Origin of the sequence: Dolomitihabitans soli (assembly GCF_022213955.1) — a bacterium.
Taxonomy (GTDB): Bacteria; Actinomycetota; Actinomycetes; order Streptosporangiales; family Streptosporangiaceae; genus Streptosporangium_A; species Streptosporangium_A soli.
Genome location: NZ_JAKNTW010000004.1, coordinates 161,904 through 183,678 on the forward strand (window position 1 = coordinate 161,904; position 21,775 = coordinate 183,678).

The 21,775-nt window shown below is 68.6% G+C and carries 22 protein-coding genes and 1 pseudogene; 9 read left to right on the forward strand and 14 right to left on the reverse strand.

Annotated features, from left to right (window positions below; translation table 11 throughout):
• Nucleotides 1-21 precede the first annotated feature (21 nt).
• Genes MBA17_RS49310 through MBA17_RS10110 form a run of 3 tightly spaced genes read right to left on the reverse strand, consistent with a single transcriptional unit; the run spans nucleotide 22 to nucleotide 1,744 of the window.
• Entirely contained in the window at nucleotides 22-933 is a 912-nt protein-coding gene (locus MBA17_RS49310) for a S1C family serine protease (RefSeq protein ID WP_455432730.1), read from the reverse strand.
• Between the two features lie 36 nt (nucleotides 934-969).
• A complete protein-coding gene (locus MBA17_RS10105; RefSeq protein ID WP_238496059.1) occupies nucleotides 970-1,293 on the reverse strand; it encodes a hypothetical protein in 324 nt (107 codons plus the stop codon).
• A gap of 46 nt (nucleotides 1,294-1,339) precedes the next feature.
• Entirely contained in the window at nucleotides 1,340-1,744 is a 405-nt protein-coding gene (locus tag MBA17_RS10110) for a MarR family winged helix-turn-helix transcriptional regulator (protein WP_238496060.1), read from the reverse strand.
• A 25-nt stretch (nucleotides 1,745-1,769) separates the two neighbouring features.
• Here MBA17_RS10110 and MBA17_RS10115 point away from each other — a divergent pair, with 25 nt between their 5' ends.
• Both MBA17_RS10115 and MBA17_RS10120 read left to right on the forward strand, forming a co-directional pair.
• Complete coding sequence (locus MBA17_RS10115) at nucleotides 1,770-2,195, forward strand: DUF6069 family protein (RefSeq protein ID WP_238496061.1); 426 nt, start codon at nucleotides 1,770-1,772, stop codon at nucleotides 2,193-2,195.
• The gene (locus tag MBA17_RS10120) at nucleotides 2,192-2,443 is read left to right on the forward strand and encodes a hypothetical protein (protein ID WP_238496062.1); all 252 of its coding nucleotides are present in this window, start codon (nucleotides 2,192-2,194) and stop codon (nucleotides 2,441-2,443) included. The genes MBA17_RS10115 and MBA17_RS10120 overlap by 4 nt, the downstream gene beginning before the upstream one ends.
• 921 nt (nucleotides 2,444-3,364) lie before the next feature.
• Here the strand turns inward: MBA17_RS10120 and MBA17_RS10125 are convergent.
• The 3 genes from MBA17_RS10125 to MBA17_RS10135 form a co-directional block, all read right to left on the reverse strand.
• On the reverse strand, nucleotides 3,365-4,093 hold the full coding sequence (locus MBA17_RS10125; protein ID WP_238496063.1) for an SDR family oxidoreductase: 729 nt from the start codon (nucleotides 4,091-4,093) through the stop codon (nucleotides 3,365-3,367).
• A 71-nt stretch (nucleotides 4,094-4,164) separates the two neighbouring features.
• The gene (locus MBA17_RS10130; protein WP_238496064.1) at nucleotides 4,165-5,007 is read right to left on the reverse strand and encodes an MBL fold metallo-hydrolase; all 843 of its coding nucleotides are present in this window, start codon (nucleotides 5,005-5,007) and stop codon (nucleotides 4,165-4,167) included.
• Nucleotides 4,995-5,294: a dihydrofolate reductase family protein gene (locus tag MBA17_RS10135; RefSeq protein WP_238496065.1), complete on the reverse strand. Its 300-nt coding sequence runs from the start codon at nucleotides 5,292-5,294 to the stop codon at nucleotides 4,995-4,997. The genes MBA17_RS10130 and MBA17_RS10135 overlap by 13 nt, the downstream gene beginning before the upstream one ends.
• Before the next feature lie 170 nt (nucleotides 5,295-5,464).
• Here MBA17_RS10135 and pdxR point away from each other — a divergent pair, with 170 nt between their 5' ends.
• Complete coding sequence (gene pdxR / locus MBA17_RS10140) at nucleotides 5,465-6,904, forward strand: MocR-like pyridoxine biosynthesis transcription factor PdxR (protein ID WP_238496066.1); 1,440 nt, start codon at nucleotides 5,465-5,467, stop codon at nucleotides 6,902-6,904.
• 9 nt (nucleotides 6,905-6,913) lie between these two features.
• Here the strand turns inward: pdxR and MBA17_RS10145 are convergent, their stop codons facing one another.
• The 5 genes from MBA17_RS10145 to MBA17_RS10165 form a co-directional block, all read right to left on the reverse strand.
• Nucleotides 6,914-8,269 (reverse strand): FAD-binding oxidoreductase, encoded by a 1,356-nt coding sequence (locus MBA17_RS10145; RefSeq protein WP_238496067.1) that lies wholly within the window; start codon nucleotides 8,267-8,269, stop codon nucleotides 6,914-6,916.
• Nucleotides 8,270-8,351: 82 nt separating this feature from the next.
• A complete protein-coding gene (locus MBA17_RS10150) occupies nucleotides 8,352-9,116 on the reverse strand; it encodes an enoyl-CoA hydratase-related protein (RefSeq protein ID WP_238496068.1) in 765 nt (254 codons plus the stop codon).
• Nucleotides 9,117-9,126: 10 nt separating this feature from the next.
• Nucleotides 9,127-10,473: a ferredoxin reductase domain-containing protein gene (locus tag MBA17_RS10155; protein WP_238496069.1), complete on the reverse strand. Its 1,347-nt coding sequence runs from the start codon at nucleotides 10,471-10,473 to the stop codon at nucleotides 9,127-9,129.
• Nucleotides 10,470-12,008, reverse strand: coding sequence for an amino acid adenylation domain-containing protein (locus MBA17_RS10160; RefSeq protein ID WP_238496070.1), 1,539 nt, complete (start codon nucleotides 12,006-12,008; stop codon nucleotides 10,470-10,472). The genes MBA17_RS10155 and MBA17_RS10160 overlap by 4 nt, the downstream gene beginning before the upstream one ends.
• 559 nt (nucleotides 12,009-12,567) lie before the next feature.
• Nucleotides 12,568-13,065 carry a hypothetical protein gene (locus MBA17_RS10165; protein WP_238496071.1) on the reverse strand — a complete coding sequence of 166 codons (498 nt, stop codon included), beginning with the start codon at nucleotides 13,063-13,065 and terminating at the stop codon, nucleotides 12,568-12,570.
• Between the two features lie 414 nt (nucleotides 13,066-13,479).
• Here MBA17_RS10165 and MBA17_RS10175 point away from each other — a divergent pair, with 414 nt between their 5' ends.
• Nucleotides 13,480-15,087 carry a thiamine pyrophosphate-binding protein gene (locus MBA17_RS10175; protein WP_238496073.1) on the forward strand — a complete coding sequence of 536 codons (1,608 nt, stop codon included), beginning with the start codon at nucleotides 13,480-13,482 and terminating at the stop codon, nucleotides 15,085-15,087.
• Between the two features lie 154 nt (nucleotides 15,088-15,241).
• Here the strand turns inward: MBA17_RS10175 and MBA17_RS10180 are convergent, their stop codons facing one another.
• The gene (locus MBA17_RS10180; protein WP_238496074.1) at nucleotides 15,242-15,901 is read right to left on the reverse strand and encodes a GntR family transcriptional regulator; all 660 of its coding nucleotides are present in this window, start codon (nucleotides 15,899-15,901) and stop codon (nucleotides 15,242-15,244) included.
• 439 nt (nucleotides 15,902-16,340) lie between these two features.
• Nucleotides 16,341-16,697 (reverse strand): annotated as a pseudogene (gene tnpA, locus MBA17_RS10185) (IS200/IS605 family transposase).
• Between the two features lie 93 nt (nucleotides 16,698-16,790).
• Here tnpA and MBA17_RS10190 point away from each other — a divergent pair.
• Entirely contained in the window at nucleotides 16,791-18,032 is a 1,242-nt protein-coding gene (locus MBA17_RS10190; RefSeq protein ID WP_238496076.1) for an RNA-guided endonuclease InsQ/TnpB family protein, read from the forward strand.
• On the opposite strand, the gene MBA17_RS10195 is transcribed toward MBA17_RS10190, so the two are convergent.
• Nucleotides 18,013-18,384 (reverse strand): DoxX family protein, encoded by a 372-nt coding sequence (locus tag MBA17_RS10195; RefSeq protein WP_238496077.1) that lies wholly within the window; start codon nucleotides 18,382-18,384, stop codon nucleotides 18,013-18,015. The two genes, MBA17_RS10190 and MBA17_RS10195, sit on opposite strands and share 20 nt — an antisense overlap.
• A 101-nt stretch (nucleotides 18,385-18,485) precedes the next feature.
• Here MBA17_RS10195 and MBA17_RS10200 point away from each other — a divergent pair, with 101 nt between their 5' ends.
• From MBA17_RS10200 to MBA17_RS10215, 4 genes are all read left to right on the forward strand, one after another.
• Nucleotides 18,486-18,893, forward strand: coding sequence for a winged helix-turn-helix transcriptional regulator (locus MBA17_RS10200; protein WP_274385197.1), 408 nt, complete (start codon nucleotides 18,486-18,488; stop codon nucleotides 18,891-18,893).
• 151 nt (nucleotides 18,894-19,044) lie between these two features.
• A complete protein-coding gene (locus MBA17_RS10205; RefSeq protein WP_238496078.1) occupies nucleotides 19,045-19,509 on the forward strand; it encodes a MarR family winged helix-turn-helix transcriptional regulator in 465 nt (154 codons plus the stop codon).
• A gap of 87 nt (nucleotides 19,510-19,596) precedes the next feature.
• A complete protein-coding gene (locus MBA17_RS10210; protein WP_238496079.1) occupies nucleotides 19,597-20,502 on the forward strand; it encodes an LLM class flavin-dependent oxidoreductase in 906 nt (301 codons plus the stop codon).
• A gap of 202 nt (nucleotides 20,503-20,704) precedes the next feature.
• Complete coding sequence (locus MBA17_RS10215) at nucleotides 20,705-21,622, forward strand: LysR family transcriptional regulator (protein ID WP_238496080.1); 918 nt, start codon at nucleotides 20,705-20,707, stop codon at nucleotides 21,620-21,622.
• The last annotated feature ends 153 nt before the right edge of the window (nucleotides 21,623-21,775 follow it).

Sequence of the window (21,775 nt, forward strand, 5' to 3'; positions counted from 1 at the left end):
ATCCCGCCTTTACAAAGTAGATCAGAGTTGTGAGAGCGGGCCCAGTTCCACCGGCTCCGCGATCACGTCCACCAGGGCGCCGTTCCGGAACACCGTGATCGGCAGGGGACGTCCGATCGCCTCGGCGAACATCAGCCGCTGCAGGCTCCGCGCGTTCCCCACCGGCTGCCGCCCCGCGCTCAGCACCAGATCCCCCGGCCGCAGTCCCGCCCTTGCGGCCGGGGACCCCGGTACCACGTCGCCCACCCGCAGCGCCGTCGCCTGCCCGGTCTGTCCTCGCAGGTGATCGGACAGCGGTGCGGGGGCGGTGATCAGCCCCAGGTAGGCCCGGCGGACCCGCCCGTCCCGCATCAGCGAGGCGATGATCGCGCGTGTGGTGGCGTTCACCGGAACCGCCAGCCCGAGCCCGACCCCCGCCACCGCCGTGTTGACGCCCACCACGCGCGCCTCGGAGTCGGCCAGCGCCCCACCCGAGTTCCCCGGGTTCAGCGCCGCGTCGGTCTGAATGACGTCCTCGATGAGCCGTACGGCAGAGCCGCTGCGCGCCGGCAGCGACCGCCCCAGCGCCGAGACGACCCCGGCGGTCACCGAACCCGCGAGTCCCAGCGGATTCCCCACCGCGACCACGAGTTGCCCCACCACCAGCCCTTCACTGTCGCCCAGCGCGGCCGGCGGAGGCGTCTCCCCGTGCGCCCTGACCACCGCGAGATCCGACAGCTGATCCACCCCCACCACCTCGAACTCCGCCGATCCGCCTCCCGCGAACTCCACGGTCCCCGACCGCGCCCGCCCCACCACGTGCGCGTTGGTCAGCAGGAAGCCGTCCGCGGTGAACACGACGGCCGACCCGCTCCCCCGGTCGGTCCGCAACTCCGCCACCTTCGGCAACAGCTCGGCGGCGACGGAGGAGACGATCTGGGAGTACCCGTCCACGTCACAGCCCTCCTCGGGCTAGATGAACGATGCTGCTTACATCATTACGTGTAAACCCCCGGTGTGCGCAAGCCAGTCCAGACGGCGGCTGATGGAAACAGAATGAGAACAACGCGCCATGCTCTCGTCCGCGCCGGCCACTGAGACCCCGGTATGAACGCGACGATTGACCGCGACGGACCGGTGCGCGGCCAACTCGGTGAGGGGGACGGCGGCCAGCCGGGCGGGCAGCGCGACCAGCACCACGATCAGGCTCATCGCCTTGTTCAAGATGACCGCCGACAGCGCGGCGAACCCGAACAGACTGATCAGCAGCGGCAGCCGGAACTCGGCTCCGCCCAGCACGCCCACCTGCGACAACCGCTCCACCTAGGGGCTGGAGCCACGCTCGTGAGGAGGACGCCGATCATGTTACCGCCGCGACCTCGGCCAGCAGGTGGCGCAGGCGGGCACGATCGCCTGCCGCGAGGGTGAAAGGCTTCTCGGCCCGCGCCGCGCCATGCTCGCGGAGCTCGGCCTGGCGCCGTTTGCCCTCCTCGGTGGGCGCCACCAGCTTGACGCGGCGGTCATCGGACGAGGGCCGGCGAACCACCAGACCGCGCCGTTCCAGGCCGTCCACGATGCCGGTCACGTTCGAGGCGTCACAGGCCATGCGCTCGGCCAGTTCGCGCATCGGCGTGGGGCACGCCAGGTGGACCAGCAGGAGCGCCTGGGCGGGCGGCAGGCCCAAGTCGGCGGCGATGGTGTTGAACCCACCGCGCAGTCGGTCGGCGACCTGGATGAGCTCATAAAAGGTTGAGTTCCTAAACAATCGACTTCCTCAAGGAGAATCCTTCATGACCGTCGCCGCCGACCGACTCCCCACCGGTCTCCGCCTCCGCCACCGTAGTCTCGCGGTGGCCGGGGCGGCTCTCGCCGCCCTTGCCGTCTGGGTGGTGGGCGAACCTCTCCTTGGCAACGAACTGGTCGTCGTCACCTCTCCCGGACAGGACCCCATGGACCTCGGAGCAGCCGCCATCGGCATGTTCTCCCTGATCTTCGCCCTCCTCGGCTGGGCGGCACTGGCGGTGCTGGAAGGGTTCACCGCCCGCGCCGCCACGATCTGGACTGTCCTCGCCCTCCTGGTCGTGGCACTGTCGTTCGCCCCGTTGTTCGGCGTAACGGCGACCACGGGTTCCAAGGCGACCCTCGCTTTGACCCACGTCGCCCTCGCCGCCGTCCTCATCCCGACCCTGCGCCACACCCCACAGGCCAGCCGATGAGCGCCGGTGAAGAGATCTTCGACAGCCCCACCGGCTGGGTCGCCGAGCACATCCGCCTCTATGCCGACTCCGAAGGGGCGCACGGCCACCAGTACCAGGGCTGGCCGGCGATGACGCGGCGGCCGTGCGGTGTGGCGGGGTCGTCGAGGTGGGCGGCGGCTGTGGCGAAGGTGCGGCCGGGCGAGTTGCTGATCGACCGCTCCTTGCGCCGGGGCCCGGCCCCGGAAGGATTAAGACCCCACACCTGAACAGGTGCGGGGCCTTGCTTTCGCTTCCGCGGTAGGACTCTTATGGTTTCGATCAGCCCGCACCGATACAGCGGCGCGTCTGGCCTGTCAGTCAAACCCAGACGCGATACTCGTTCACCTGGTGTGGCTCCCCTGCGCCCTCCCGGCCAGTCACGGCTGTCGTGATTTGCGAATTTACGACGGTTCGCGCTTGAAGAAGAGCCAATACCCCTTGGGCACCAGAGGGATAGCTCGCACGCATTTGTAAGTGTTGTAGTGCGTCTTTCCGCTAGCCACGCAGGACGACTTGGTCTTGAACCTCGTCACGGCCTTGTACCAGCGATCGGCTTGCGCCGTTCCCGCCGCTGAGCTCGCAGCGGACTTGTACGAGGAATCGGCGTGTACCGCTCCCGACACCGTGCCGGTGGCCGTGAATATGGCCAGGCCGACGACGGCTGCCACCGATATTCGCCGTAGCATTTGACTCCCCTTGGTTCCGAATGCTGAAATGCCGACCCGCCGAATCGCATTAGCAATGACCGGCACAAATGAACTTTACAGATGTGCGGTATGTCGGCGGTATGTTCTGATCGCCACCAGGGGCGATAAAGCCTGTGGCTTCGCCTGCCTGATCGTGCACGTCGGCACGAGAAGAGGCTTCCGGTGGTGCAGCCAACCGGACCCTGAACGCCGCCCTGCGGGCTCTGCCTGGCCCACAGCCTGCCCCGACTCCTATGAAGAGGGCCGGGTGCGTGTTGTCGGTGGAGGGCTCTAGCCTCCCGGCATGACGCAAGTGATGTGCGCGGATGAGACGACATCGGGCAGCCGGGGAGCAGCGGTGGTGGTGACGTCGGGCATTGGAACTGTCCGGATGCCTCTGGTCCGGAGCCTCCGGTGTGCGACCCGGGAGCCGACGTCAGCCTTCCTTGAATATGCGAGCGCTCAGACCTGTTCGAAGTGGAATGCCTTGATGAAGCAGTCACGGGGCTGGGTGACTGCGAAGAGGATGCACTCCACGAGCGACTGTGCGGTGAGGGCGTCCTTGGCCTCCCGTGGCGTGGACTTCCCCTCCTCAGAGAGGGGGTCGGTGTTGTCGAAGTCGGGCGGGTAGAGCGATATCACCCGGACTCCCTGGGACCGCAGGCGCTTGGAGAGAATCTCGGTGAACCCGGCTTGGGCGCTCTTGGCCGCATAGAAGGCGTCGTGCGCGTCCGAGCGGTGATGTCCGGCCGTTCCGCAGGCGGAGACCATCGTCACCACATCCGGCTTGTCCGAGTTGAGCAGGAGAGGGAGGAAGTTCTTCACGGTCAGGACCGTGCCCGTTGCGCCGGATGCGATGGTGTCGACGACATCGGCGTCGGAGGCTGATTGGAGGTCCGGCCCTTCGAGGTAGCGCGAGCCGTTGTTGATCAGGATGTCGACGCGGTCGGTGCGCTGGGTGACGCCGGACGCGAAGTCGCGGATTGAGGCGGGATCCGTCAGGTTGCAGGCATAGGCGTGGACCTGCCGATGGCCTCGGTCGCGGATCTCATCGCGGACACGCTCAGCGGCAGCGAGGCTGCGTGCGGACAGGAAGACCTCCGCGCCGAGGTCTGCGAGCCGGATGGCCAGAGTTCGCCCGAAGTCGCGGCCGGCAGCAGTGATGACAACGCGATGGTCGTCGAATCTCATGGTTTCGCTCCTTGTTCGTGGACCAGCCCGACTCGCGACCCGCGCGTACTGGCTGTGTCGCACACCGATCGCTAGCGGGGCGTCCCGTCGCGCTCGCTTCTTCGGGCGAGGCCTTGTAGTTGCCCTGTGTGCACGTCGCTCACCCATTCCCAGCCGGGCTTGGCCGATGGGCCGACCCGTGGGTCGCTGGGATCCCGGCCCTCACGCAAGGCGAGTACGTACGCCCGATCCCGCTCGATCCGGGCATGTACCTCGCCGGCTCCGCCGACGGACCCGTGGCCGGGGACGAGGACATCGACGTCGCCCGCCACGCCCTCCAGCAGCCGCAGCGCGGCGAGGTATTCCTCAATCGGGTCAGCGGTTCCGTCCACGTCGAGCATCGGAACCAAGACATCAGAAAGCATGTCGCCGGCGACGAGAACCCCGCGTTCCTCGATGAACAGCGCCGCGTGGCCCGGTGCATGCGCTTGATGCTCGATGATCCGGACCCCGGGGCCCTCCCATGGAATCTGCGCCGTCTCGGCGGGCAGGCCGGTGATGAGGCCGAGTAGGTCCAGCGGGACCTGCCCGGCGATTTCCGTCTCGAGCAGGCCGGCGGCGATGCGGGCCTTCGCACCTGCGTCCGACAGCAGATCTCGCATAGCGGCCGCGCAACGGTCAGTACCGTAACGGGGCGCCTCGCCGAGCCGGGCGTGCCAGAGCACGTGATCCCAATCCGGATGCGTAGAAAACCCTGCCACAACGGGCCGGCCCGACTCGCGAAGGTCGTTCGCGATGCAGTCGATCTCGGAGCCGGTCACCCCGGGGTCGATGAGCAACACACCGGCCCGGCCCTGCACCACAACGGCGTTGCTCTGCACGAACTCGCTCTGGTGGACCAGCACACCCTCCGCGACCTGGCTCAGCACGGGCACGCCTCGCAGTTCAGGAACGTGACGTCGTCGGCGGGCGTGGCGTCCTCGGGGTGGTGGGTGAGGACGAAGATCGGTCCTTTCCAGTCGCCGCCGTACGGTCGGGCGCCGTCTCGACCTCCCAGCACGGCGCCCGTGGTCTGCACGTGCTCGTCGATCAGGCCCGGACGAGATGACATCCCGGTCATCCAGTCCGTGGTGTGGTTCGGCCCTGCCACGAAGCCGTCCAGGGACATCGTGAAGTGCCAGAGCACCTTCCCGCCTGCGGTCTGCGGATCAATGTCGTTCATTCGTCGCCTCCTGCGATCTGCTCGCGGTTTGTGACTCGTCGAAGAGAGATGAGAGATGGCCCAGTCCCCGTGCCCCCGGCCAGGAGCTCATCCGGATGGTTCGCCACCGAGGAGCCCGGCAGGTGACTCAGCTTGGCAGGAATTGGTACACGCCGATAAGGTCCGATTCTATGGGCCGATTGAGGACCAATTCAGGGCTGGCCGAGGATCTGCTCATCGAGCTGGACCGCGACGCCGGGGTGCCGCTGCACCGGCAGATCGAGGCGTCCATCCGCGCGAGCATCCGGGCCGGCCGGCTGCGAGCGGGCGCGTCGCTGCCACCCACCCGCACTCTCGCGGCCGGCCTCGGGGTTTCCCGCGGGGTGGTCGTGGAGGCCTACCAGCAGCTCGTCGCCGAGGGTTACCTCGTCAGCCGATCGGGCGGTTACACCCAGGTCGCCGCGTCGATGCCGCCGGCCGCCGACGGCGCGGGCTCGACGGCAGCTTCGACGGCGCAGCCGGCCGCGCGCGGCGTCGGCTTCAGGGTCGACTTCGGGTACGGGCGCACCGACGTGTCGCAGTTCCCGCGGGCCGCCTGGCTGCGCTCGGTTCGTACCGTGTTCACCACCGCGCCCAACGACCGGTTCGCCTACCTCGACGGGCGTGGCGTGCCGGAACTGCACGGGGCCCTGTGCGACTACCTCAACCGGGTGCGCGGCACGCTGGCCGTCCCCGGCAACATGGTGATCTGCAACGGCTACGGGCAGGGCATCTCGCTGCTGATCCAGGTGCTCGCGCAGCGTGGCGCCAGGCGGATCGCCCTGGAAGACCCGTCGTCCGACGACGCCCGGGTGCTGGCCGGGGCCGCGGGGCTGGACGTGGTCGGCATCCCGGTGGGTCCGGACGGCGTTCAGGTCGACGCGCTCCATCGGGCCGACGCCGACGCGGTCGTGCTCACGCCGTCGCACCAGTGGCCCACCGGCGGGGTGCTGTCGGCGGCGGCCAGGGCCGAGGTGATCCGCTGGGCGAGGCGCCGCGGCGCGCTCGTGATCGAGGACGACTACGACGCGGAATACCGCTACGACCGCTCGCCGGTGGGCGCCATGCAGGGCCTCGCGCCCGATCACGTCGTCTACTGCGGTACGGCCAGCAAGACGCTCGCGCCGGGGTTGCGGCTCGGCTGGATGGTGCTGCCTGCCCATCTGGTGACCGGCGTCTCCACGGCCAAGCTGCTCGCCGACCGCGGTTCGTCGGTCATCGACCAGCTGACGTTCGCCGACTTCCTCGCACGCGGCGAGTTCGACCGTCACCTGCGCCGGATGCGTCCGGTGTACCGGCGCCGCCGCGACGCGCTGCTGAACGCCCTGCGCACCCAGCTGCCCGAGCTGGAACCGGCCGGGATCGCCGCCGGGCAGCACGTGGTCGCCTGGCTCCCGCCCGACCTCGACGAGGCGGCGGTGGTGGCGGCAGCCGCCCGGCACGGGCTCGGCATCCAGGGCGTCGGGCCGTTCCGGATCGCCGGCGCCGGGCCCGGTGGCCTGATCTTCGGCTACGCCATCCTCAGCGAGAGCGCCATCGCCGAGGGGGTCGCGCTGCTGGCGACGGCCATCCGGGAGGTACGGGGATCCTGACGCAGCCCGTCACAGTGCCGGGCGGATGTTCTGGTTCAGGTGGAACACGTTGGCCGGGTCGTACGCGGTCTTCACCGCGGTCAGCCGGGCCAGCTTCGCGGCCGAGTACGCCCGCCGTACGCCGCGTTGCCCATCGGCCAGTTCGTCGGCCGTCAACGAGTTGACGTACACCCCACTCGCGTACGGCTCGAGCGACGCACCGGCGGCGCGGGCGGCGCCCATCCTGGCGTCGTCCTCGGCCGGGTCGGTCCAGCGAGAGCCGGCACCGAACTCGAACATCGTGCCGCGGTGGCTGAACGCCGCGTCCGCTTCCGGGACATCGGCGATCGCGCCGCCGTGCGCCTGCAGGCCGACGCCCGGCAGGTGCGGGCTCGCGCTCAGGTCGGTGCCGCCGCGCAGCAGGAACGCCTCGATCGCCGCGGTGGGAAAGCTCCGCAGGTAGTGAGCCTTGGAGTAGCGGCGGTAGGCGTGGCCGCCGGTGGAGTCGTCGCGTCGCTGAAGTTCGAGGTAGGACGGTGTGGTGACGCGGGAGGCGACGGGACGCCCGAGCGCACGCATCGCGGGGAGCAGCCGGCGGCCCTCGGCCGGGTCGCCGACCCACACGAACCCCAGCGTGGCGATCGGGCCGGCGGGACCGCTGCCGACACCGGCGGTGAACGTCGCCTGCCGGGGCGCGACGGCGTTCAGGTCGCGCCAGCCCTCGATGACCGGGACGGCGTCCTCGGCGCGGAAGTCGAACTCGGCGACCAGCGTCCGCGTGCCGGTGCGATGCAACTGGAACTCGAACTCGGTGACGATGCCGAAGTTGCCGCCACCGCCGCGCAGGCCCCAGAACAGGTCGGGGTTCTCGGCGCGGCTCGCGGTCACCACGTCCCCCTCGGCGGTGACCATCGTGTAGGAGACGACGTTGTCGCAGGATAGGCCGTACTGGCGGGCCAGCCAGCCCATGCCGCCGCCGAGCGTGAGCCCGCCGACGCCGGTGTGCGAGACGTTGCCGGCGGTGGTGGCCAGGCCGTACGCCTGGGACGCCCGGTCCAGCGCGCCGAGCAGCGCGCCGCCCTGCACCCGGGCCCGGCGACGGGCCGGGTCGATCCGCACGCCGCCCATGGGCGTCAGGTCGATCATGAGACCACCGTCAGGCACGGCGAAGCCGGCGGCGTTGTGGCCGCCGCAGCGCACGCCGATCTCCAGGTCCAGTTCCCGGGCCATCCGCACGGCGGCGACCACGTCGGGGACGCTCGCCGCGCGGACGATCATGCGTGGACGCCGGTCGATCATGGCGTTCCAGACGGTACGGGCGGTGTCGTAGCCGGCGTCGCCAGGGGTGAGGAGCCGGCCGTCGAAGCGGGTCGTTGTCGTTGTCATGCCACTCAGCCTGGCAGGAATCGGTACACGCGATAAGATCCGATTCTGCAGGCCAATTAAGGACCAATTCAACGAAGTGCTACTAGCCTTCGTTGAAGGACGGTGCGCGTTTTTCCAGGAAGGCGCGCATGCCCTCTGTCTGGTCATCGCCGGCGAAGAGGGCGTGGAAGACGCGTCGCTCGAAGAGCAGACCCTCGCGCAGGGAAGTCTCGTCTGCCCGGTTGACCGCTTCCCGGGCGGCCACGGCCGCCGGTTTGCTGAACGAGGCGATCGTGGCTGCGATCTGCGTCGCCTCCTCCAAGAGGCGGTCGGCTGGGACCACCCGGGAGACCAGGCCGGCGCCTTCTGCCTCCGCGGAGTTGAGCGTGCGCCCGGTGAGGATCAGGTCCATCGCTTTGGCCCGTCCGATCAGGCGGGTGAGACGCTGGGTGCCGCCGATGCCGGGGATCACCCCGAGCCGGATCTCGGGCTGTCCGAAGACCGCGGTGTCGGCGGCGATGATGACGTCGCACATCATCGCGAGCTCGCAGCCGCCGCCGAGCGCGTACCCCGCGACCGCGGCGATCTTCGGAGTGCGCAGCGCCGCGAACTCCTCCCATCCCGCGAAGAAGTCCTCCTCGGCCAGGTCGGTCGCGGATTTGGAGGCCATCTCCCGGATGTCGGCCCCGGCGGCGAACGCCCGGTCGGAGCCGGTGATCAGGAAGCAGCCGACGCCCGGGTCGCGGTCCAGCGGCCGCAGCGCGCCCAACAGGTCGTTCATCAGGTCGGTGTTCAGTGCGTTCAGTACTTCGGGGCGGTGCAGGCGCACGGTGACAGCGCGGCCGGCACGATCGATCTTCACGTGCATCGTTGCCTCCTCAGGAGTCCCAGATCGCGCCGTAGGCGGGGATGCCGCGGCGCTCCATGCCGTGTACGACCTGCCAGGTGAGCTTCTTGTTCGAGATGCAGATGACGGCCTCGGCACCGAATTCGGCGTACGCCGCGTACGCCAGCCGGACCATGTCGGGCTTGCCGTGTTCGGCGGTGTCCCAGAGGACCGCGTCGGGCTGGACGGCCAGGATCTCGTCGACGAGCGCGTCACCGTAGGTTTTCCGGTGCCGGCGTGCCGACCACACCAGCCGGGACGGGACCTCCGCGGCGAGCAGGTGGGGGAGGCACGGCCCGATGCCGCTGCCGGTGGCCACGTACACCACCTTGGTGAACAGCGTCTCGATGTTGGCCACGCCGGCGGTGGTGATGCCCTTGACCCACACGTGCGAGGGCAGGTCGTCGATGAAGGACCCGGTCCAGTCTCCCGACCGCGAGATCGTGAGCCGGAACCCCGGTCGTCCCGGGGTCGGGACGTTGGCGAACGAGTGCCACTCCAGCAGCGGGCTTCGGCTGACCGCCGTCGAGGAGCCCGCGAACGGCGTGACACCGTGGTCGAAGTGCACCAGCGCCACATGTGACGACGGTCGCTCGATGACCACCGGCACCCGCCGCAGCCGCAGCCACGGCAGAGCGATGCTGAACGTGATCACGGCCAGGACCCAGATGCCAGGCGCCGCCGCGAGGCTCTGCTCCGCGGCCCGCGCGAACAGCACTGTCTGGACCCAGAAGAGCACCAGCACGGTCCAGCCGCCGAACCGGTGCGTTCGTTCGAAGAGGTCATGGAACCTGGACCGCAGCGGAGGCAGTGCCGTGACCACCATGCCGATGAGCAGCGCCACCAGCGTGTAGGAGACCGCGACGGTCCCGGCCGTCGCACCGCCGCCCAGGCCCAGGACCGCGTGGTGGGTCAGCCCACCGACGAGCGCGAGGAACCAGAGGGTCCCGGCCAGCGCGCCGCCGATGTGCAGACCGCCAAAGTGGTAGACCTTGGCCAGCGCCCACCGGACCCGCAGCGGCCACGTGGTGGGCGGCCGGATGGCGAGCCAGAAGAGCAGGTTGACGACGTACTGCTGCCGGATGATGACGGCCAGCGCGAAGTTCCCCAGCGCCGCATACGACAGAGCACGCAGGTCCACCCCGTCCCGCGACCACCACCCGCCCGAGCCCAGCCCGTACGAGACAACGACCAGGTTCACCGCAAGGACGAAGGCCGCAAGCCGGTTGTAATGCATGAGACGCGGATGCTTGAGGACGCGCCGCGGCAGCGACGTCAGCTCAGGCAGTTCGACCGGCGACCGCCGTGCGACCCCTTCTCCTGCGTCGATCGTCGTCATGAAGCCACCTCCGCGACCGCCAGCCGGAGCAGGGCCTCCTTGTCGATCTTCCCTCTACTGGTGAGTGGGAGCGCTCCCATTTCGTACACGGCTGATGGCACGCAGTAATAAGGAAGCACGGCGGCGACCGCTCTTCGGGCTGCTTCCTGTTCCACATGCGCCCCGGCGACGAACGACACGAGGGTCCGGTCGTCGAGCTTGAGCGTCACCGCGCGATCGCATCCGGGCAACGCCTCGAGGACGGCCGAGACCGAGTCCAGCTCGACCCGGAACCCTCGGATCTTGACCTGGTCATCGGTCCGCCCCAGGTGTTCCAGTTCGCCATCGGGCGTCCAGCGCCCCAGATCCCGCGTCCTGAACATCAGCCGTCCCCCGCCGAGGAATGGATCCGGCGCGTACCGTTCGCCGGTCAGCTCGGGGTTCCCCGCATATCCCGCGGACACGCACTCGCCGCCGGCCCACATCTCGCCGATCTCACCGATGGCGCACGGGCGCCCATGCTCGTCGAGCACGTACACGGTGTTGTTGGGCGTGGGCTGGCCGATGGTGAGCCGGATCGCCGCCGGATCATGACGCTGCATCGTGTTGACGATGGTCGTCTCGGTCGGGCCGCACGCGTTGTAGAAGGTGCCGACGGCCGCCCACCGGTCGGCGAGCGCGCGGGGGCACGGCTCTCCAGCCACGGCCGCTACCCGTACCCGGCGGCAGCGCCCCGGATCGACCGTTGAGAGGATCGTCGGGGTGGCGATCACCACCTCGACGTCCGTCAGGGTCTCGGCGATGTCCTTCCCCCGGATGACCAGCGTCCCGCCGTGCGAGAGGGCACCCAGAATCTCCCACGCCGCCATGTCGAACCCGATGTTGAGGATCTGCCCGACCCGCAAGCCCGGGCGCATGCCGAGGTCTCCGGGCTCGGTGAGCAGGACGTTGCAGACGTTCCGATGGGTGACGATGACACCGTTGGGCTTTCCTGTCGTGCCGGAGGTGAACAGTACATAGCAGCCCCCGGCAGGATCGACGGGCTCGAACGCGCGCTGGCCACCGTCCCGCATGACGGCGTCGATGGGGACGCACACTTGCCCGGCACCTGCCGGGATGCGCTCCTCCACGTCCGACAGCGTGAGGATCACCCGCGTGGCCGCCGTGGCGATGACATGGCGGAGATGCTCCTCCGGGGCGATGTCCACGTCCTGCGGCACGTAGGCCGCGCCCGCCTTCAACGCGGCCAGCAGTCCGACCATCATGGGGATCCCGCGCCGGACGAACAGCCCGACGTTGTCCCCTGGCCGAACGCCGTGCCGGACCAGCAGGCCCGCCAGCAGGTTCGCCTGGCGGTCGAGTTCACGGTAAGAGACGGTCTCGCCGAGATGCTCTACGGCGACCCCGTCCGGGGTGACCGCGGCCCACCGCTCGAATGCCCGATGGATGTACTGATGAGGAACCGCCCGATTCGGGCCCTTCCCGAACAGCTGGAAGAGGCGGCGATCCTCAGGTGACAGGTGGTCCAGCAGAGGTGCAGACCAAGGTCGTTCCATGGCCTGCGGTCGAGTTGCGGAACGACGCTCTGGCTCGTGGCCCAGGTACCTCAAATCCGTTCCTTCGCAGGAGGGGACAAGGGCCCCATGAGAACAAATAATTGAGAATTAAACAATGCCCCAAGTGTCGCTAGGAAGCGTTCCGACCACTCCTGCACCTAGGCGGTGATGGGATGAACCCCGCGATGGAGCAGGGGGTGTGTGGTCCTTCGGTTGGGCAGCGATCGAGGGGGCTCGCCAGGTGAGCGTGGGCCAGTTGTGGCCACAGGCCATGAAAGTTCCACGACTTATGACGGCGGGCGAGACGACTACATCGTGACGTCATGGGATGTCTGGCCAGGTGTCGACAGCGCCGAGGAACACCGCGGCCTGCCCACCAGGGGGACAGCCGGAGTACGCCAGAAACACACCGCGCCACCCGGTTCGCCGTTCCACTCCTACTGGCAGGCCAATCGGACGGCATCCCCGCCGTCTGCCCGCCCGATCAGGTCCTGCTGGGCCGGGCGCACACCGGTGACGAGAACGGCATCACGAGGTACGCGCGCGGCCGTTCCGGCTGTCAGTGCGGGGCCAGCAGGGTCTTGAGTGCGACGATCGCCAGGCCCAGCACGAGGTTGGCGGCTCCGGACAGGACGACGACTCCCGTGGAGGCGCGGCCGCCGATCGCGGCCGCGACGGACCAGGCGACCTGGCTCGCCACCGCCACGGCCATCGCCGCCCAGGACGCCACCACGTCGGACAGCCCCAGCGCCGAGGCCAGGGCGGCGGCTATGGCGGGCGGGAACGCGGCCTGGGCCAGCGGCCATTCCCGCCGGCCGGCGGCGCGCAGCCGCCTCCATGTCAGCGGGTGGGCTCCGCCGCTCACCAGGTGGACGTAGAGGTGGGCGATCCAGAACACCACCCCCGTGCTGATCAGCACGACCACGAGATCCCCGGCCGGGATGGGCGTGCCGTCCACCGCGCTGCCAGCGACCACGGAAGCCGCCAGCAGGGAACCGTAGACGGCACCCTCGAACTTCATCCGCTCCGGAGCCGCCCGCGTGTCACGCATGTTCATGGCAGGAGTGTCGTCGGCGTCCGTCGGCCCGGCCGGTCGGCGTGCGGGACCATGCGCAGTTTTGAGCTGTTCGAGAAGATCGCTGTCGGCGGCACACCCGATCGCGAACTGCTCACACCGAGCTGTCACATTCCGCAAGGTGCCGGACATTAACCAGGTGTCCCGACACCTTGCGGCAAGGAGATTTCGTGACACACCGAGATCGCTTCGAAGCGATCTATGACGCGTACTACCCGGCGATACATCAGTACGCCGCCCGCCGTACCGGCTCCCCCGACGACACGGCCGACGTCATCTCCGAGACGTTCCTGGTCCGGGATTCAGCCAAGAGTTCAGGTTGGCGAATGTATAGTGGATCCAATTTTAACGAACCCTTGCGATGACCTTCCCTGGTCAGGACACAGGAGTAGCAACATGCCTAGCGCCGCAGGCCGCATCCTCAACGCCGTCGCAGCGGCCGGAACCGACCACGTTTTCGGTCTACCCGGTGTGCACAACCTGGCGTTCTGGCGCGAGCAGGGCGCGGGCGGACCGCGCATCGTCGGCGTCCGCCATGAGCAGACGACTGTGTACGCCGCCGACGGCGCCAGCCGCGCGACCGGTTCCCTGGGCGTAGCGCTGACCACGACAGGGCCGGGCGCCGCGAACGCGCTGGCCGCCTTCGGCGAAGCCGCCGCCTCGCAGAGTCCCGTCCTGCTGGTAGCCAGCGAGGTGTCCAGCACCCTGCGCAGGCCAGGCGTCGTCCGCGGCATCCTGCACGAGAGCGCGGACCAGGCGGCGCTCTTCGAGCCGCTGGCCAAGGCGGTGTACCGGCCAAGGACCGCCGAGCAGGTGAGCGAGGCGGTCAGTGCGGCGATCAGCACCGCGCTCACCTGGCCGCGGGGCCCGGTCTATCTCGATGTGCCCACCGACGTACTCGATCATCCCGCGCCGCCCGTCGAGACCTCCCAACCGCGACGCGTACCGCCCTCGGCCGAACAGATCACCGCGGCGGTGGCCGAGATCGACCGCGCCGAGCGGGTCGTGCTGTGGGTCGGTGGCGGCACCGTCGCGGCCGACGCCGAGGCCGAGCTGGACACCCTCGCCCGCCGGTTGAACGCGCCCGTGGTCACCACCTACGGGGCGCGAGGCGTGCTGCCCGACGGCCACCCCTGCCTGGTCGCCGCGCCCCCGCATGAGCCGGAGGTCGCCGCCCTGCTGGGAGATGCCGACCTGCTGGTGGTCGTGGGCAGCGACCTGGACGGGATGAACACCCGCAACTGGTCCATGCCCCGGCCGCCGCGACTCGTGTCGATCAACTGCGATCCGGTCGACCTGGACAAGAACTATTCCCCCGACGTCCCTGTTCTGGCGGATGCGGCGCTGGCGCTGCGGGAGCTCGCCCACGCCGTGGCCCCGCGCACGGCAGGCTGGATCGACGCCCTGGACGTCAGCGCCAAGGTGCGGGCCCGGCTCCGCGGCGAGGACGACGGCGGGCTCGCCCTCGCCGAGGCGGTCGAACAGGCCTGGCCCGTGGAGGGTGCGGTACTGGCCGACATGGCGATCGCAGGCTACTGGGTGGGCGGCTACGCCGCGATGGGCCGGCCACGCAGGTTGCAGTACCCGGTCGGCTGGGGCACCCTCGGCTACGCGCTGCCGGCCGCCATCGGCCCCGCGACGGTGTCCGGCACGCCCACGCTGGCCGTATGCGGCGATGGCGGCCTGCTGTTCGGTGTCGGCGAACTCGCCACCCTGGTCCAGGAACAGCTTCCGGTGACCGTACTCGTCGTAGACGACGCCTGCTACGGGATGCTGCGCTACGACCAGCAACGGATCGGTGATCCCGAGCGGGGCGTACACCTCGCGGCGCCCGACTTCCCCGCGCTGGCGCGCGCGTTCGGCGTCGACGTGATCGACCTGCCAGGAGACGGAGATCTGCCCGGCGCCCTGCGCGAAGCCGCCGGCCGCCCCGGCCCCCACCTCATCCATCTACAGGCTTCGTTCACCCCGCCCCGCACCACCTCGCCCCGCTGGCACGACTGACCACCCCCTCGAAGCAACCAGAGCAGGACGCTCGCCGTACTGGCGCGCCCTGACGAACACTGCTGTTCTGCCACGCCTTACGGGGCCTGAGCTCGCCCTCGTGGTGGTGTCCGGCCGTCGCGGAGACCGGCCGCGACAGGCCGGGTCGCAGGTTTCACCCTTCGACGGCCGGCTCGAAGATCGCGCTGAGCGCGTCGACCGCATGGGCACGATGTTCCGCCAGCGCCTGGATCAACTGCTCCGCATCCCGGCGCAGGACCGCCTCGACGATCCCTCGGTGCTCGTGCTCGACACGCTCGCGGTTGCCCGCCGAGTTGTAGTACACCGAACGGTAGGCGTCGGTGGCGTTCCAGAGATTCCGAATGATCCGCACCAGCCGCGACATCTGGCAGGCGTCGATGATGGCGAAGTGGAACCGCCGGTTCGCCACGGTCATCGCCTGCAGGTCGCCCTGCGCCGATGACATCTCCACGTCGTGCTGCGCGGCGATGATGCGTTCGATGTCGGTATCGGTGAGCTTCTCGACCGCGGACCGAACGGCCTCGGGTTCCAGGATCTCCCGAATCCGGTAGACCTCCAGCAGGTCGGGCAATGACAGCTCGGCCACCATGTAGCCACGATGCGGCCGGTGGACCACCTGGCCTTCGCCTTCCAGGATCTTGAGCGCCTCACGCAGCGGAACCCTGCTCACCCCGAGGTCTGCGGCGATCGCCTCCTGCCGGATCGGCTGCCCCGGCTTGAGCTCACCGCTGACCACCGCTCGGCGCAGTTCCTCCAGTACGAACTCCTGCACGGTCGGCGGACGCGACCTCATACTCTCGCGCATGATGTGGGCGCCCCCCTTCACATGGACGCAGGATCGCCCTCGCGTCGCCACCGCCGCGGCGACATGAAATCGAGCGGCGCCTCGGTACCGCTCGCCAAGGCATCCGCGACGATCGCCGCGAGAGCAGGAGCTTACTTGAAGCCCCTCCCGGAGAAACCCGACGCGACGAAGATCCGGGAAGAGGCCCGATCTTCCCCACGGGATGGTGGTCTTCCACCTCCATTCGGACAAATCAGCGCCTCGTGGCGCACTGCATCTGGTGACACGGACCCGAGTGGAGGCCTTGACGGTCGGGCCGGGACGTCGGGCAGCCGGTTCAGAGCGGTCTGTCGTGGAACCCCGGGCGTCCACGCCCGATAGGAAACAGCAGCGCGGCAGGCCCGCCAAGGGCCGAGCGGTGCGGTGACGGCAACCTCCGGAGAACGGCTCAGCCTGGGCGTTTCTGGTTCTCGATGCGCTCTTTGACGATGGACAGCGGTGCTCCGCCGCACGAGGCTGCGAAGTACGAGGCCGACCAGAAGCGGGCACCCACAGGAATGTGCGGATGTAGCCGGGATATTCCTGTCGAAATCTTCGGGCGGACATGCCCTTGAGGGAGCCGACCAGCCTGGACAGGGAGACTTTCGGCGGGTGGCGCACCAGCAGATGCACGTGGTCACGCTCGCCGTTGAACTCGACCAGTTCGGTCTCGAAATCGGCGCGGACGGTCCGCATGATTCCTTCGCACCGCGTGAGGATTTTCGTCGGTGAACGGCTCGCGCCGATACCTGGGCATGAAGACCAAATGTACATAGAGGGTGCACTCGACCGTACGGCCCTGCGAATATTTGGTTCGACTCCCAGCGCGGTGACATAGACCAACTGTACGATCTGCTACATGAAGATCGTCGTGCAGGTGAAACTGATGCCGGAGGCCGATCAGGCCCCCGCGCTGTCGGCGACCCTGCACGCGGTCAACGACGCCGCGAACTGGGTGTCGGCCGTGGCATTCGAACACGGCGTGCCGCGCGAGTATGAGCTGCGCAAACACACCTACGCCGAGTTGAGGACGCGAGGGCTGGGGGCACAGGCCGCCCAGCACACCATCAAGAAGGTCCGCGACGCCTACACCACACTGAAGGCGAACATCCGTGCCGGGAACCTCGGCAAGAAAGGCGCCAAACGCCGGACCAAAGCGGAGTCCAAGCCGATCACTTTCCGCCCGCAGGCGGCGCACCCATACGACGACCGGTGCCTGAGCTGGCAGTACGACGCCCAGACCGTCAGTATCTGGACCACCGCCGGGCGGATCAAGAACGTCCGCTTCGCCTGTTCCGCCGACGCGCTCAAGACGCTGCGTGAGCATCGCAAGGGCGAGTCCGATCTGATCGAACGCGACGGCGTCTTCTACCTGATCGCCGTGTGCGAGGTAGCCGAAGCCCCGGTCAACGAGCACCCCGACGGCTGGCTCGGCGTGGACCTCGGCATCGTCAACATCGCCACCGTGGACGGCATGACACCGTTCAGCGGACGTGCGCTGAACCGGCACCGCAAGCGGCAGCTCGAACTTCGCCGCAAGCTCCAGGCCAAGGGCACCACGTCCGCCAGACGACGGCTCAAGCACCGCCGCCGCAAAGAGCAGCGGCACGCCGCGAACGTCAACCACATCATCTCGAAGAAGATCGTGACCGAGGCCGCACGCACCTGTTCCGGTATCGCCCTGGAAGACCTGGGCGGAATCCGGGAGAGGGTACGGCTCCGCAAGCCCCAACGGGTCACGCTCCACTCCTGGGCCTTCCACCAGCTCGGGACCTTCCTTGCGTACAAAGCACGGCGGGCGCGCGTCCCGCTGGTGCACGTCGATCCGGCGTACACCAGTCAGGAATGCGCCGACTGCCACCACATCGAGAAGAACAACCGGGTCAACCAGGCCCTCTTCATCTGCCGGAACTGCGGGGTCGTTGCCCACGCCGACCGGAATGCCTCCCGCAACATCGCCGCACGCGGCGAGGCTGCGTGGATTGCGGGGCGTGAGTCACGCGTCCCAGCCACCCCGCCGGTGGCCTGGACGGAGGAGGTCACACCACACCCAGTGGCGCCCTACCTCCAAACCCGGCCCTTCAGGGCCGGGTCAAGTTGACAGCCAGCTGGTGCGTTGCTGCGGCGGCTGCCAGGAGGGCGATGTTGAGTCCGATCTGCCGGGCCTCGCCGCGGCTCAGGTGGACCGCGATGCCGCCGATCTGGATCAGGACGAGGCCGATCGCCGCGGCGATGGCGAGCCAGGGTGCGATCCCGGTCAGCGGCGGCAGGATCAGGCCGGCCGCGCCGAGGACTTCCAGGACTCCGATCAAGCGGACTAGCGGCATGGGAACGGTGTCGACCCAGCCCATCATCGGCTGGAGCCGCTCCTGGCTCTGGGTGACCTTCTTGCCTCCGGCGTAGAGGTAGAAGGCGCCCAGGAGTGCTGCGACGATCCAGTAGGAAATCTCCATGAAGGACACCTCGGAGGTTAGTGACGTGGCGCTGGCCATGATGGTTACCAGTCGTAAGTAGCCTCATGATGCGTCACTATTGAAAGCCTTACAAAAGGCACATGCATGTGCGTTACGCACAGGGGGCTGTCATGTCGGAGTACGAGCACACCTGCATGATCCGAGGAGATGGAGGACGGACGATCCGCGCCATCCTCGACCGCATCTGCAACAAATGGACGTTGCTGATCGTGGTGACCCTCGATCGGGGATGCCTGCGCTTCACCGACCTGCACCAGCAGATCCCCGGGATCTCCCAGCGCATGCTGACCCTGACGCTCCGCAACCTCGAACGCGACGGCCTGGTCTCCCGGACGGTGTACGCCGAGGTCCCGCCACGGGTCGAATACGCACTGACCCCCACCGGCAAGAGCCTCATTCCCCCCGCATTGGCCCTCGCCGGCTGGGCCATCGAGCACATCTCGCACATCGAGGCCAGCCGAGACGCCTACCAGACCCGAAACCAATGACCCGATGCCCCACGTCCACCGATCTTCAACAGCGCCCCTGGCGGGGCCGGAACCGGGTCGTAGGCAGGGCCACCGTTCACCCGTCCGCGGCGGGCTCAGAACACGGTCATCAGGCGGTAGTTCGTCCCACGAATTTTGTTACCATGGCCCAGTGAGTGAACATGTTGACGGCCAGATCGGGACGGTAGCCGCGCTGGTGCGGTCCACATTCCTGGTGAATGCCGTGTACGCGGGTTCCGCCCGCGAGCACGGCCTCACCCAGCAGCAGGGCCAGTTGCTGTGCGTCCTGATGGCGCAGCCGTACGGCATGAGCGAGCTGGGCGCGACGCTCGGCCTGGCCAAGTCGAGCCTGACCGGCCTGGTGGACCGCACCGAGCGCAACGGCCTGGTTCAGCGCAAACCGGACCCCCAGGACTCCCGCGCGGTGAGGGTGGCGCTCACCAGCCGGGGCGCCAAGCTCGCCGACGAGTTCTACACCGAGACCTGCCGCCGCATCGAGGAGATGACCTCGGGGTTCGCTCCAGCGGAGCGCGACACGCTCGCCGTCCTGCTCGGCCGCATCGTGACGGACAACAAGGTTCCCACCGTCTTCATGGAACCAGATCCCGTGCGCTGAGCCGAGGGGAGTTGAAGTTCGCGCTGCGAACTAATATGGTTCGTAGTACGAACTCGACCATCTCCGTTTGCACGGAAAGGTAGAACGTTGTCAGCACATGACGTCGTCTTCGGATTTGGCGCGCATTCCGGCATCGACGACATACCCGATCTGCTGCGCATGGCCCAGCAGGCCGACCGGGACGGGCTCGACCTCTTCACCCTGTCGGACCATCCCTACAACGGCCGAGGTCTGGACGCTTATGCCGCGCTCGGCTTCATTCTCGGGCGTACGCAGAGCATCGCCGGTTTCACCAACGTCACCAACCTGCCGACCAGGCCCGCGCCCATGCTGGCCAGGACGGTGACATCGTTGTCGGCACTGTCGGGCGGCCGGATCGTGCTCGGCATGGGCGCCGGCGGGTCGTGGGATCGCATCGTCGACATGGGAGTGCCGCGGCTGACGCCCGGCGACGCCGTGGACGCCTTCGAGGAGGCGATCGTCCTGGTCAAGCTGTTGTCGGGCGGCGGTCCCCCGGTCACCTACCAGGGCGATCACTACCAGGTGAACCAGATCGAGCCCGCTCCCGTCGCCGCGCCTCCCGTGTGGACCGGATCGGTCGGCCCGAAATCCCTGGCCGCCACCGGCCGCGTGGCCGACGGCTGGATCCCCGGCCACGCGGCCGACTGGCTCAGCGAACGCCACCGGGCCTCGCGGCCCATCATCGACGAAGCGGCGGCGTCCGCCGGCCGCGATCCGAGCGAGATCCGCACTGTCTTCAACTTCCCCGGACGCATCACCGACCGGCCCCTGTCCGCCACCCGCGACCGCGACGGCCGCTGGCTCGGCGGCTCCGTAGGCCAGTGGGTCGAGGAACTGACCGGAGCCGTGCTGGAGCACGGCGCGTCAGGCTTCACGCTCTTCTCCACCGGCCACGGCGCCCCAGACCGCACCCTCCTGGCCCGCTGGGCCCGGGAGATCGTCCCGTCCGTACGCGAGGCGATCGCGAAGTAGGGCGGCACCGGCCCACATGCTCTTCTGCCGCCGGTGAACCTTCAGGATCGGTCGGCCAGATGGCAGGCCACCAGATCGTCCCGCGGCACCGATCGGATCAAGCCTGGATGCCGACCCGGACCGCGAATCCTGCTCGGCCGGGTCGTCTCCCTACGCGGTTACCCACTGCACATATCGGATAGGCAGTAGGTATCGTGACGAAATGCTCAACCCCAGCCACCTGCGGACACTCGCCGAAGTGATCCAGACCGGTTCGTTCGCCGAGGCCGCACGACGACTTGGCTACACCTCCTCCGCGGTGTCCCAGCAGATGGCCGCACTGGAACGCGTCGTCAAGGCGCAGTTGTTCGAGCGTGAGGCGCACGGGATACGACCGTCCGCCACGGCGCAGTTCATCGCGGCGCGCGGCACCGACCTGCTGGTGGCGATCGAGGAACTACAGGAGGACGTCGCCGCCCGGGTGGCCGGGCGACTCGGCTCGCTGCGCCTGGGGAGCTTCCCCACCGCGAACGCGCGCATCGTGCCGCGGGTCATCGCCAGCCTGGTGGAGGCGCACCCCGGCGTCGAGGTCCTGCTGGACGAGGGCGAGCCCGACAGAATCTCCTCCTCGCTCATCGACGGAAGCATCGACATCGCCGTGGTGTACGCCTACGACCTGGTGCCCATGACGTGGCCGGCGGAGGTCACACCGGTCGAACTGCTGGTCGAAGATCTCGTTCTGCTGCTGCCCGCCGGATATCCGCACCCCGGGGCGATCACCGATCTCGCGATGCTGCGACCGGAGAAGTGGATCTCCAGTCAGGAGGACACGCCAGGGGCGACCTGCCTCACCAGGCTCTGCGCGGCGCGAGGGTTCGAGCCCAAGATCGCGTTCAGGAGCAATGACTACGACGTGGTGCGCGGCCTGGTCGCCGCCGGGGTGGGCGTGGCGGTCGTGCCCGGTCTCGCGCACACGCCCGACGACGCGATCCGCGCCGAACCGCTTCCGGCGTCGCGCACCCATCGCCGTGTGCTCGCACTGCACCGGACGGCGAACTCGAACCCGTTGCTCGGCGAAGCGCTGCATGCCCTGCGCCGCGCGTGCGGCACGCTCCAGGTGGAGATCCGCTTGACGGGCTGAGGTCCCGATGCAAGGTCGTCAGGTGGAGATCCGCTTGACGGGCTGAGGTCGCGGCGCGAGGTCTCAGGAGGAGATCCGTCTGACGGGCTGAGGTCCCAGCGCAAGACCGGCTTAACGCACCGGCAAGTTTCTCTCGCACTGGCTTGTATTGCG